The sequence below is a fragment of the Hymenobacter cellulosivorans genome (assembly GCF_022919135.1).
Classification (GTDB): Bacteria; Bacteroidota; Bacteroidia; order Cytophagales; family Hymenobacteraceae; genus Hymenobacter; species Hymenobacter cellulosivorans.
In genome coordinates, this window is record NZ_CP095049.1 from 3,375,269 (window position 1) to 3,388,053 (window position 12,785).

Genomic DNA, 12,785 nt, shown 5'->3' on the forward strand with positions numbered 1-12,785 from the left:
AGGCGGGTAATAATTTGTTGGTTATTTGTTGTGATTTCATTAACCTTACTCATCAAAACCCGGTGTCGCCTTGGGAACGTTCGGGGTATTTATGCAAAAACCTCGTCCAGGGCCTCGAAAACGCCATTTTTGTATCACGCTCTTTTTTTTGCCTTTTTACACAAACGATTGTGAATCCAAATAATGCACAAACGATTGTGTTATAAACTCTCCAATTCCCACAAACTTTTTTTTATGAAAAAGCCAGTACCCAAAATGGGTCGGATTACCCTTCCGGCTTTGCTCTGCTGCCTGCCCCTGCAGTCTGCTCTGGCAGAAACAGTGGTAGCTTCTTCCGAGGTTCTTGCCGTGGCTGCGCCAGCTGATATTCCCGTTACCGGCCGCGTAGTAGATGAAACTGGCGCCGGTCTGCCCGGCGTAAACGTAATCGTAAAAGGTACCAATGTAGGAGTGCAGACCGATGCTGAGGGCCGCTTCAGCCTCACGGCTCCCGACAACGGGACATTGGTCTTTTCATTTGTGGGCTACGCGTCCCGGGAAGTGCCCGTCAATGGGCAAGCTACGATGAACGTGGCATTGGCGCCCGACGCAAAAAGCCTGTCGGAAGTGGTAGTGGTGGGCTACTTAACCGAAGACCGCCAGAACGTGAGCAGCTCGGTGAGCAGCCTCGACGTGCGCGAAGCCAGCAAGGCTCCAGTGGCCACTGCTACCCAGGCTTTGCAAGGGCGGGTTTCGGGGGTACAGGTGACGGGCTCGGGCGGACCGGGTGATGCGCCCATCGTCAACATTCGCGGTATCGGCACCCTGGGCAACGCCAGCAGCGGCCCGCTCTACGTTATCGACGGACTCTGGACCGATAACATCCGCGACCTGAACCCCAACGACATTGAGAGCCTGACGGTGCTCAAGGATGCTTCCTCGACGGCCGTGTACGGCTCGCGCGGGGCCAATGGGGTTATCCAGATTACCACTAAGAAAGGCCGGGCCGGAGTGCCCACCATCAGCTTCAACGGCTACCGCGGGGTCGACCAGGTGTACAAGCGCTACAACCTGACCAACGCCAGCGAGTGGGCCGACCGGGCCGTGCAAGCCTATGCCAATGCTAAAATCGACCCGCTGAATGCGGGGCAGAACAGCTTGCCCGGGGCGGTGAAAGGGCCCGGAGGAGCCTTCGACCCCAACGTGGATACCGACTGGCAGAAGGAGTTCTTCCAAACCGGCACCTTGGAAGACTATAACCTGTCGTTTTCGGGAGGTTCGGCGGGGGAGAAGTCGGCCACCAACTTCCTGATTTCGGGCGAGTACTTTCACCAGGAAGGCATTGTGAAAGGCCCGGACTTTAAACGCTACAGCCTGCGCCTGAACTCGGGCCTAACCCGGGGACGGTTTAAATTTCAGGAAAATGCCCAGCTGACTCACCTGGATGTGACGTTGCTCAATGGCCTGCCCTTCGTGGACGTGCTTATCATGCTGCCCAGCATTCCGGTTTACAATTCGGCCAACGAGGGTGGTTTCGGCACGGGCTCCCCCATTCAGAACACGTTTGCCACCAACCCGATTGGGGCCCAGCAACTGCTGCGGCGCACGCAGTCGGACAACCGTCTGGCGGGCAACGTCAGCGCCGAGTACTCGATTTTCGACTTTCTGACCTACCGGCTGAACGTGGCCCTGGACGGGCACACTTACAGCAATGCTGATGCCCAGAAAACCGGCATTCTGCGGCAGAATACCACGATTCCCACGTCCTCACTGAACGAGTTTCTGGGCTACGACCTGTTTTTGCTGGGCGAGAATACGCTCAACTTCAACAAACGCTTCGGCGACCATAACATCAATGCTCTGGCCGGTTACTCCGAGCAGAGCTTCCGCCAGCACGGGGTGCAGGCTACCGGGCAGGGCTACACCCCGGCTGGTGGCCAGTACTTTTTCGAGCTGAGCGCCGCCCCCAAAGTAGGGGGCATCCAGGGCTCCTCCTATAAGTTTACGAAGCGCTCCTACTTTGCCCAGGCCACCTACGACTTCAAGAACCGCTACCTGCTGTCGGTCAGTGGCCGCCGCGACGGGTCGTCGCGCTTCCGGCCAGAAAACCGCTGGGGTAACTTCGGGGCCGCGTCCCTGGGCTGGCGCCTGAGCGAGGAAGAGTTTTTCAAAGGCACCTTGCCCCAAGTGAATAACCTGAAGCTGCGGGCCAGCTACGGCGCCAACGGCAACGATGCCGTAAACGGCGCCTACGGCGGCAGCTACCTGACGGCCCCTATCGTGGGCCAGAACGTGAACTACGTCATCGGCACGGGCCAGAGTATTGTCAACGGCGCTACCCAGCTGGCCCTGCCCAGCCCCGACATCCGGTGGGAGGAACGCTACACCAAAGACGCCGGCCTGGACCTGGGCTTGTGGGACAACCGCATTACGCTGGCGGCTGATTACTACGTTTCGGAAACCCGCAACGCCCTGGCGCCAGTACAGGTGCTGACTTACCTGGGCCACTTCGGCACCACGCTTTACCAGAACGCGGGCACTATCGAAAACCGCGGCTTCGAGCTGGCCCTGGGCTACCACGAAAACCGCAAGGCTTTCACCTACGGTGCTGATTTTACCTTGACTACGGTGAAAAATGAGGTAACCTCGCTGCCCGTGAAAGGCCAGGTACTGGACGGCCCCGAGCTGCTGACCCGCTCGGAAGTGGGGCACTCCCTGGGCGAGTTTTACCTGATTCCATTTGACGGTATTTTCCAGTCGCAGGACGAAGTGGCCAACTACAAGAACGCGCAGGGCACCGTGATTCAGCCCTACGCCTCGGCCGGCGACGTGCGCTACCAGGATACCAACGGCGACGGCACCATCACCGACAGCGACGCCGTGTACTCAGGCCAGTCGATTCCGAATCTGCTAATGGGCTTGAACCTGAATGCTGCTTACAAGGGCTTCGACCTGTCGGTGTTCTTCAACTCATCGAGCGGCAACAAAGTGTTCAACCAGGCCCGGGTAGATTTGGAAGGCTACGTCGGCCCCAACAACTATAACGCCGACGTGCAGCCCTGGACGCCCGAAAATCCCTCGACCACCACGCCGCGCCTGCTGCAGGGTGGGGGCCCCGGCAACCTGGCCGTAGCGGCCTCCATGAACTCCAAACGCAACACCACGCGCTGGCTCGAAGACGGCGCCTACACGCGCCTGCGCAACGTGCAGCTGGGTTATACCTTCCCCAAGGAGCTGACCAGCAAGGTGCCCAGCCTGAGCGGCGTGCGGCTCTACGTGACGGCCCGCAACCTGTTCACCATCACCGACTACTCGGGCTTCGACCCGGAAATCACCGGCACTGGCTTCTACAGCCGGGGCGTCGACATCAGCGCCTACCCCAACGTGCGCAGCTTCACCGGCGGCATTCAGCTCAACTTCTAAGGTCCGGCGGGGCCGCGCCTTACGCAGCGGCCCCGATTCCACTCAATTCCCGCTACTTCCATGAAAGTCAATAAAATAGCTGCACTCTTGCTCGTGGGTGGTCTGTTCATGACCACAGCCTGCGACAAAGATCTGCTGGATCAAGCCAACCCCAACGCGCCGACCAAGGAGAACTTCTGGCAAAACCAGGAAGACGCTACCAAGGGCATTTACGCCTGCTACTCAGGCCTGCAGCAGTTTGCCTGCTACTACCGCAGCTGGCACTTTATGGCCCACCGCTCCGACGAGTCGTTTAGCCAGAGCCCGTTTGTGGAGCTAGCCGACTTTACCCGCTTCATCCAGCCCAACGTCGACTTCTTTATTTCCTCGTTTGCCTGGAACGACTATTACCGCACCATCTACCGGACCAATCAGGCCATCGGCCGGATTCCGGGCATCCAGATGGACGAGAAGCTGCGCCGGCAGCTGGTGGCCGAAGCCCGGTTTGTGCGGGCCCTGTCGTACTTCGACCTGACCTACTTCTTCGGTAACATTCCCCTGATTCTGGAGGAGCCCGTGGACGTGAACTACCGCGCTCCGCAGGTGGGGCAGGCCCAACTGGAGGCTCAGATGATTGTGGATTTGCAGGCTGCCATTCCGGATTTGCCGCTTTCCTACAACGATGCTGAAAAGGGCCGGGCTACCAAGGGCGCGGCCCAGGCCCTGCTGGCCAAAGTATACATGCAGCAGCGCAAGTGGGCCGAGGCCTCGGCGTTGTTTGCGCAAATTCAGGCCTCGGGCCAGTACGGCCTGGTGCCCAACTACGTCGACAACTTCACCGATAACAACGAAAACAACCGCGAATCGGTGTTTGAGGTGCAGTTCTCCGGCGCGGTGCTGGAAGTAGGGCAGGGGCAAGACAACGGCTCCTCGGCCGAAACCCACGACCGGCCCAACTTCTTCGGCCCTCCCGGCCCCACCTACGCCGACGTACAGCCCCGCCGCTGGCTACTCGACGCCTACACCGACTCGACGGTATCGTTGGCGCCCGGCAGCAAAACCAAGCACCAGATTGACCCCCGCCGCGACGTGAGCATTATCCACGTCGATAACCCGGACCGTTTCTACGGGCAAACTTTCGCCGAGTGGGGCTGGAACCCCAACCAGCAGTACTGGCGCAAGTACCTCAACGACCGGACGCGCACGGCCCCGGGGCAGCGCAACGAGAACTTCTCCTCGGGCATCAACCACCGCGTGATTCGCTACGCCGACGTGCTGCTGATGCAGGCCGAGGCCCAGACCGAGCTCAAGCAGTTTGGTCCGGCTCTGACCCTGGTAAACCAGGTGCGGGCCCGCGTGGATCTGGCCCCGCTAACGGGCTCCTATTCGGAGGAGCAACTGCGCCAACTGATTCGGCTGGAGCGGGCCCGGGAGCTGGCCGGGGAAGGCACGCGCTGGTTTGATATTCTGCGCTGGGGCCTGATGGACAACCCGGCTGGTCTTGAAGAGCTCAAGGGCCGGGACCCGGACTTTACCAACTTCCGCCCGGGTATCTCAAAGCTGCTACCTATTCCGCGCCGCGACCTGGGCATTGACCCGGCGCTGCGCCAGAACACGGGCTACTAAGCGGAACTCCTAACAGCCGCTCCGGCATCTGCCTGGGGCGGCTGTTTTGCTCGGGGCCATAGGCTTCGTCCCCGGTGTGCACACAACCTAACTCTCCCCTCCAATTCCCACTTGTTATGACTTCAACCGTACTCCCACCCCGCCGCGGCCTGTCCTGGCTGATTATGCTACTCATGCTGCTGGCCCGGCCCCAGGCGCAGGCGCTACAAGGCTTTACCGGCGTCCACGACCCGTCTACTATCGTCAAAGAAGGCGACAAATACTGGATTTTTGCCACCGGGCAAGGTATTTACAGCATGTACTCCACCGATTTGGTCAACTGGACGCCGGGGCCGCGGGCGGTGTTTGTCAACAATGCCTACCCGAGCTGGATAAACACCAAGGTGCCGGGTTTTCAGGGCACTTTCTGGGCGCCCGAGTGCGTGTTTCGCAACGGCAAATACTACCTCTATTACTCCTGCTCCACGTTTGGCTCCAAGGTGTCGGCCATTGGGCTGGCAACCAACGTGACCCTGGACCCCACGAGCCCCAATTACCGCTGGGAAGACCAGGGCGAAGTCGTTTCGTCGAATGCGGCCAGCGCCGCCAACGCCATTGACCCGGCCGTATTTCAGGACTCTAACGGCGACGCCTGGCTGCTGTACGGCTCCTTTTTTGGCGGTATTCGCAGCACCCAGCTTAATGCGGCCACCGGCAAGCCGTTGGGAACCACCACGTATTCGTTGGCCAATGGCGACGTGGAGGCGGCCTACATGGTGAAGCAGGGCACCTACTACTACCTGTTTATCAACCGTGGCAGCTGCTGCAACGGCATCAATAGTACCTATACCGTCCGGGTGGGTCGCTCTACCAGTGTGAGCGGCCCGTTTCTGGACCAGAGCGGTAACGACCTGAACAGCAACGGCGGTACGCTGGTACTGGGCAGCGGCGGCCGCTACATTGGGGCCGGGCACGCGGGCATCTTTACCGAGGGCGGCGTCAACTACTTTTCCCACCACTACTACGATGGCGAGGACAATGGCGCGCCCAAGCTGAACCTGGCCAAGCTGACGTGGAGCGCCACGGGCTGGCCCATCATCAGCCGCGACTGGGTGGCGGCGGGCCGCTACGAAATCAAGAACCAACTGAGCAACTTGGTCTGGGATGCCTGGGGCTGCACCGGTGCTGCAGGCCAGATGATTGCGCAGGGCACCCCGTCCGGAATAAACTGCCAGCGCTGGGACTTCACGGCCCTGGGCAACGGCGAGTACAAAATCACCAACGCCCTGGGCGGACTGGCTGCCGATGTGGTGGGCTGCTCAGCCGCGGCCGGGGCCAAGCTGCAGCTGTTGGCCTACAGTGGCGCCGCCTGCCAGCGCTTCCGCATCGACCGGGCCAACGACGGCACGCTAGTTCTGGCCTCGGCCAATGGTAATAGGGTAGTGGAAGTGCCCAATGCGGCCACCACTGCCGGGCAGCAGCTCGGGCTCTGGGATTACAACGGTTGTGCCTGCCAGCACTGGAGCCTGACGGCAGTGGGGGGCACGCTGGCTACGACCGGGAGCGGGCAGTTGCCAGGCGTGAGTATATACCCGGTTCCGGCCACGCAGACCGGCTTTACCATCGAGCTTGACGCTGCGGCTGGGGCTGGAGCTACCTACGTCAGTGTATCGGATGTGGCCGGGCGCACTTTGTACCAGGGTGAGTTTGGCGCCCGGCAGCAGAAGATGCTGGTTGCTAAGTCGTTGCCAGTGGGTCTGTACCTAGTGCGCGTGCAACGTGGCGGGCGTATGACCACGCAAAAAATCACGGTGCACTAAAGCCTTCGGACGCGGCCTGATGGGAGAAGGAAAAACGAGGAGACAATTAGTGGTGCACAAACGATTGTGTAGATGCGAAAGTTTATCTACTTTACGCACCAAATAACTGGCTGAGCCAGCTGTACTGCAGCGTTGGATGGCAGTTAGCTTATTGTATAATCGTCTGGTAATGAGCATGCAGATTGGTATTTAGTCATGCACAATCCATTGTTAAGACCCCACCCGCCAACTATGGCTGCCTTCGACTCTTGCTATTCCGTCGCTGCCTTTATGAATTCCCACCTTCTTTCCGCTCATGACTAACACTAAAAATACTACCGGCCGACTGCTTGGGGGGCTGGTTGCCGTAACCGGCTTGCTGGCCCTGGCAGCCTGTAACCAAACATCCTCGCCGGAGCAGGGTGCTAGTTCGCCCAGCGCCAGCGAACCGGCCCAAAACCAGACGACGGCCGCTGTTCCCACTTCCGCTTCCTTCGGCAAGACCACGGACGGCACCGAAGTCCAGCTCTACACGCTCACCAACGCCCACGGCCTGAAGGCCACCATCACCAACTACGGCGGCATCGTGACCAGTCTGCACGTGCCCGACAAGGCCGGCCGGCTCGGCGACATCGTGCTGGGCTTCGACAACGTAAGCGGCTACCAGAGCCCGGAGTACCAGAAATCCGGCCCCTACTTCGGGGCCCTGATTGGCCGCTACGGCAACCGCATTGCCAAAGGCCAGTTCACCCTCGATGGCAAAGAGTACACCCTGGCCAAAAATAATGGCGAAAACACCCTACATGGCGGTACCAAGGGCTTCGACAAGGTGATATGGCAGGCCAAGCCGGGTTCATCGGCCGAGGGGCAGACGCTTACCCTCGCCTACCGCAGTAAGGACGGGGAGGAAGGCTACCCCGGCAACCTAGACGTGACAGTGGTCTACACCCTGACCAACAACGACGCGCTTAAGATTGATTATACCGCCACCACCGATAAAGCCACGCCCGTCAACCTGACCAACCACGCCTACTTCAACCTGAGTGGGAGCAAGGACGTGCTCGGCCACCAGGTTACTATTCCGGCCAATACGTACACGGTGGTCGATGCAGGTTTGATTCCGACCGGGGAGCTGCGGCCGGTGAAAGGCACCCCCTTTGACTTTACCACTGCCCACACCATTGGGGAGCGAATAGCCCAGGTGCCCGGCGGCTACGACCACAACTGGGTGCTTACTGAAACGGCCGGACTGCACGCGGCGGCTACCGTGCTTGAGCCCACTACGGGCCGCACGATGACGGTCACGACCACCGAGCCCGGCCTGCAGTTCTACACCGGCAACTTCCTCGACGGCAGCCTGAAAGGGAAGGGTGGTACGGTCTACGGCAAGCACGCGGGCTTCTGTATGGAAACCCAGCACTTCCCCGACTCGCCCAACCAGCCCAAATTTCCCAGCACCACCCTGCAGCCCGGCCAGACGCTGCGCTCTACCACCGTTTACGCCTTTGGGCGGTAAGGACGCAGCACACTCGCCCGGTCCTTGTTTTGTTCGGGCCATCGGCTCGGCGCTCGATTTCCTTAGGCTCGGGTTGGCTACACTTGTCCGAAATCAGTCAACCTAGAAACGAGCGGATTGGTAGAATATCTACCTCATTTCAGGGCCTGGCGGGCACAGGGCGCGTCTTAAAACTTCATCCATTTAACGCCGGGCGCTAATAAGGCGCTCCTACTATGCAAACCTCCGACTCTTACGTTATTGGCATCGACTACGGCACCGACTCCGTGCGGGCCCTGCTGGTGAATGCCCGCACCGGTGCCGAAGTAGCCCAGGCCGTGCACCCCTACGCCCGCTGGAAAGAGCAGCGCTACTGCAACGCGGCCAAAAACCAGTTTCGCCAACACCCCCTCGACCACATCGAAGGTCTGGAAGCCACCGTCCGCCAAGTGGCCAGCAAGGTGCCCGCCGAGCAGATTGTGGGCCTAGCCGTGGATACCACCGGCTCGACGCCCGGCCCGGTGAATGAGCAGGGGGTGGCCCTGGCGTTGCTGCCCCAATTCGCCGAAAACCCCAACGCCATGTTCGTGCTCTGGAAAGACCACACGGCCCTGGCCGAGGCGGCCGAAATTAACCAGAAGGCCCGCTCCTGGGGCGGCGACGACTACACCAAGTTCGAGGGTGGCATCTATTCCTCGGAGTGGTTTTGGGCCAAGATCATGCACGTGACCCGCCAGGACGAAGCTGTGGCCCAGGCCGCCTACTCCTGGATGGAGCACTGCGACTGGCTGACCCTGCTGCTCACCGGCGCCGATTTGCACACCTTCAAGCGCAGCCGCTGCGCCGCCGGTCACAAGGCCATGTGGCACCACAGCTGGGGCGGCCTGCCCATGGAGCACTTCATCGTGGAGCTCGAACCCAAGCTGACCCTGTTGCGCGGCCATTTGTACCAGGACACGTTTACGGCCGACGAAGTAGCGGGCCACCTTTCCGAGGAGTGGGCCACCCGCCTGGGCCTGACCACCAAAACCGTGGTAGCCGTGGGTACTTTCGACGCTCATGCCGGGGCCGTGGCCGGCGAAATCGAGGCCTACTCGATGGTAAAAGTAATGGGCACCAGCACCTGCGACATCGTGGTGGCGCCCATGGACGAAGTAGGGGAGAAGCTCGTGCCCGGTATCTGCGGGCAGGTGGATGGCTCGGTGATTCCCGGTATGCTGGGCCTCGAAGCCGGGCAGTCGGCGGTGGGTGATTTGCTGGCGTGGTTCCGGCAGGTAATCGAGTGGCCCTTGCAGACCATGCTGGCTTCTTCCAAAGTGCTGAGCGCCGAACAACAAGCGGCTCTGCGCCAGGAAATGAGCGACAACATGATGGTGGAACTCAACAAGGCCGCCGCGGCCGTCGACCCCGACGAGTCACAGGTGCTGGCCCTGGACTGGGTGAACGGCCGCCGCACGCCCGACGCCAACCAGGCCCTGAAAGGCGCCATCATGAACCTGACGATGGGCACCTCGGCCCCCCACATTTTCCGGGCCCTGGTCGAGTCCATCTGCTACGGCTCCAAGCAAATCGTGGAGCGCTTCGAGCAGGAAGGCATTCCAATCAAGCAGGTAATCGGGCTGGGCGGCGTGGCCAAGAAGTCGGCCTTTATGATGCAGACTCTGGCTGACGTGCTCAACCGCCCCATTAAAGTAGCCGAATCGGACCAGGCGCCGGCCCTGGGTGCGGCCATGTACGCGGCCGTCGCCGCCGGTATTCATCCCGACGTGGTTTCGGCGCAAAAGGCTATGGGCAACGGCTTTGCGGAGAGCTACCAGCCCAACCCGGCCCGCGTAGCCGACTACCAGCGCCGCTATGAGCAGTACCAGGCTTTCGGGCAGTATGTAGAGCACGCCACACTGGGCGAGCCAGCCGAAACCAGTATCCTAGTCTAGTCTTGCCGCTGTATCGAAAGCGAAATGAACGGCCTCGCTAAGACCAAAAAGGCCTTAGGAATCACCGTTTCGGTGATGGCAAGCCCCCAGATTGTCTGACTGATCCTTGCCGAGGGCTACGTAAGCTCGTTCAAACGGCTTCACACTCGTATTATGAGTCAATACCAAGAACTTAAACAGGCCTGCTACGCGGCCAATATGCAGCTGCCCGAACTCGGGTTGGTGCTTTTTACCTTCGGCAATGCCAGCGTGGTCGACCGGGAAAACCGGGTGTTTGCCATTAAACCCAGCGGGGTGCCCTACGCTACGCTTCGGCCCGAGGACATTGTCATTGTCGACTTTGCGGGCAAGGTAGTGGAGGGCGAGAAGCGCCCTTCGTCGGATACCAAAACCCACGCTGTGCTCTACGCGCACTGGGACCATATCGGCGGTATCGTGCACACGCACAGCACCTACGCCACGGCCTGGGCCCAGGCTCAGCTCGACATCCCGATTCTGGGCACCACCCACGCCGACCATCTCACGGCCGATATTCCCTGCGCCCCGCCCATGGACGACCAGATGATAGCCGGCGACTACGAGCACCAAACCGGCTGGCAGATCATCAACGAGTTTCAACGCCGCGGCCTTTCGCCCACGGAGGTGGAAATGGTGCTACTCAGCAACCACGCGCCCTTTACCTGGGGCAAAACCGTGGAAAAAGCCGTCTACCACAGCGCCGTGCTCGAAGAAGTAGCCCGTATGGCCTACCTCAGCTGCACCCTGCGCCCCGACGTGCCCCGCCTCAAGCAGGCCCTGATTCAAAAACACTACGAGCGTAAGCACGGCGTGCATTCTTATTACGGCCAAAGCTAGAAGGCTCAAAAGCTTTTTAGAGTTAGTTCCCCTCTCTCTTTCAAGGGGGAACTGGCTTCTAGCATTCTAGCTGGGCACCCCCTAGCATAACTCTAAACCACCCAAGGTTTTCACCCCCGCATACCATGATTGATATTTCCACCTACGAAGCCTGGTTTATCACCGGCAGCCAGCACCTCTACGGCCCCGAAACCCTGGAGCAAGTCGCCCAGCACTCCCAGCAGATTGCCGAAGCCCTGGGCTCGGCCCTGCCGATTAAGATTGTCTATAAGCCCGTGCTGACGGGCCCCGACGAGATTTACAAGCTGGTACAGGAAGCTAATACGACGGCCAATTGCGTGGGCCTGATTGCCTGGATGCACACCTTCTCGCCGGCCAAAATGTGGATCAACGGCCTGAAGATTCTCCAGAAACCCCTGGCCCACCTGCATACCCAGTTCAACCGCGACATTCCGTGGTCGGATATCGACATGGACTTCATGAACACCAACCAGTCGGCCCACGGCGACCGGGAGTTTGGCTTCATCGGGGCCCGCTTGAAGCTAAAGCGCAAGGTGGTGGTAGGCCACTGGCAAAGCGCCGATGTGCACGAGCGGCTGAGCATCTGGAGCCGTGCCGCCTGCGCCTGGGCCGACTGGCAAGGTGCCCGCATCGTGCGCTTCGGCGACAACATGCGCTACGTGGCCGTAACCGAGGGCGACAAGGTGGAAGCCGAATTGAAGTTTGGCTACTCGGTCAACACCTATGGCATCGGCGACTTGGTAGCGGTGATTAACGCCGTGAGCGACGAGCAGGTAAACAAGCTGCTGGCCACTTACGAACAAGAATACGAGCTGGGCGACTCGCTCAAGGAAGGCGGGGAGCAGCGCGAGAGTCTGCGCGAGGCGGCTCGGATTGAAGCGGGGATGCGCCAGTTTTTGCAAGACACCAAGGCCATCGGTTTCACCGACACCTTCGAGGATCTGCACGGCATGGCCCAGCTGCCCGGTATTGCCACCCAGCGCCTAATGGCTGAAGGCTACGGCTTTGGCGGCGAGGGCGACTGGAAAACCTCCGCTCTGGTGCGGGCTATGAAGGTGATGGGCGCGGGCCTGCCCGGCGGCAACTCCTTTATGGAAGACTACACCTACCACTTCCAGCCCGGCAACGAGCAGGTACTGGGCTCCCACATGCTGGAAATCTGCCCCACTATTGCCGAGGGCAAAGCCAAAGTGGAAGTGCACCCCCTGGGCATCGGGGGCAAGGCCGACCCGGCTCGGTTGGTGTTCAACTGCCCCGCCGGTCCGGCCCTGAATGCCACCATCGTAGACCTTGGGCACCGTTTCCGCCTGGTAGTAAACGAAGTGGAAGCCGTAGCACCCGAGCAGGATTTGCCCAAGCTGCCCGTGGCCCGGGTGCTCTGGAAAGTGAAGCCCAGCCTGAGCGTGGGCGCGGCCGCCTGGATTCTGGCCGGCGGGGCTCACCACACCGGCTACAGCCAAAACCTGACGGCCGAGTATTTGGAAGACTTCGCCGAAATGGCCGGCATCGAGTACCTCATCATCGACGACGAGACCAAGCTGCGCACTTTCAAAAACGAGCTCCGCTACAACGACGTGGCTTTCAGCCAGCGCTAAGCCCAGGTTATGATGCGCTAAACCAATCCGAACGTCATGCTGAGCCTGTCGATGCATCTCTACCGCTTCGTTGCTCTGGCATCTGAATACCATGGCGGTA

Annotated in this window: 7 protein-coding genes; all 7 read left to right on the forward strand. The window is 60.4% G+C overall.

Features of this window, described 5'->3' with window-relative positions; translation table 11 throughout:
* Positions 1–234 precede the first annotated feature (234 nt).
* The 7 genes from MUN80_RS14350 (at position 235) to araA (ending at position 12,685) form a co-directional block, all read left to right on the forward strand.
* Positions 235–3,402 carry a SusC/RagA family TonB-linked outer membrane protein gene (locus MUN80_RS14350; protein WP_244714017.1) on the forward strand — a complete coding sequence of 1,056 codons (3,168 nt, stop codon included), beginning with the start codon at positions 235–237 and terminating at the stop codon, positions 3,400–3,402.
* 60 nt (positions 3,403–3,462) lie between these two features.
* Positions 3,463–5,007, forward strand: coding sequence for a RagB/SusD family nutrient uptake outer membrane protein (locus MUN80_RS14355; protein WP_244714018.1), 1,545 nt, complete (start codon positions 3,463–3,465; stop codon positions 5,005–5,007).
* A 116-nt stretch (positions 5,008–5,123) separates the two neighbouring features.
* Complete coding sequence (locus MUN80_RS14360) at positions 5,124–6,806, forward strand: family 43 glycosylhydrolase (RefSeq protein WP_244714020.1); 1,683 nt, start codon at positions 5,124–5,126, stop codon at positions 6,804–6,806.
* A gap of 295 nt (positions 6,807–7,101) precedes the next feature.
* Positions 7,102–8,301, forward strand: a complete 1,200-nt coding sequence (locus tag MUN80_RS14365) for an aldose epimerase family protein (RefSeq protein ID WP_244714022.1) — start codon at positions 7,102–7,104, stop codon at positions 8,299–8,301.
* A gap of 215 nt (positions 8,302–8,516) precedes the next feature.
* Positions 8,517–10,214, forward strand: coding sequence for a ribulokinase (locus tag MUN80_RS14370; protein ID WP_244714024.1), 1,698 nt, complete (start codon positions 8,517–8,519; stop codon positions 10,212–10,214).
* A gap of 153 nt (positions 10,215–10,367) precedes the next feature.
* On the forward strand, positions 10,368–11,069 hold the full coding sequence (locus MUN80_RS14375; RefSeq protein WP_244714025.1) for an L-ribulose-5-phosphate 4-epimerase: 702 nt from the start codon (positions 10,368–10,370) through the stop codon (positions 11,067–11,069).
* Between the two features lie 125 nt (positions 11,070–11,194).
* Positions 11,195–12,685: an L-arabinose isomerase gene (gene araA / locus MUN80_RS14380; protein ID WP_244714026.1), complete on the forward strand. Its 1,491-nt coding sequence runs from the start codon at positions 11,195–11,197 to the stop codon at positions 12,683–12,685.
* Positions 12,686–12,785: the final 100 nt, after the last annotated feature.

Coding starts and splice junctions, on each gene's coding strand:
- MUN80_RS14375 (WP_244714025.1), top strand. CDS start 10,368: ATGAGTCAATACCAAGAACTTAAACAGGCCTGCTACGCGGCCAATATG.
- MUN80_RS14355 (WP_244714018.1), top strand. CDS start 3,463: ATGAAAGTCAATAAAATAGCTGCACTCTTGCTCGTGGGTGGTCTGTTC.
- MUN80_RS14365 (WP_244714022.1), top strand. CDS start 7,102: ATGACTAACACTAAAAATACTACCGGCCGACTGCTTGGGGGGCTGGTT.
- MUN80_RS14360 (WP_244714020.1), top strand. CDS start 5,124: ATGACTTCAACCGTACTCCCACCCCGCCGCGGCCTGTCCTGGCTGATT.
- MUN80_RS14350 (WP_244714017.1), top strand. CDS start 235: ATGAAAAAGCCAGTACCCAAAATGGGTCGGATTACCCTTCCGGCTTTG.
- araA (WP_244714026.1), top strand. CDS start 11,195: ATGATTGATATTTCCACCTACGAAGCCTGGTTTATCACCGGCAGCCAG.
- MUN80_RS14370 (WP_244714024.1), top strand. CDS start 8,517: ATGCAAACCTCCGACTCTTACGTTATTGGCATCGACTACGGCACCGAC.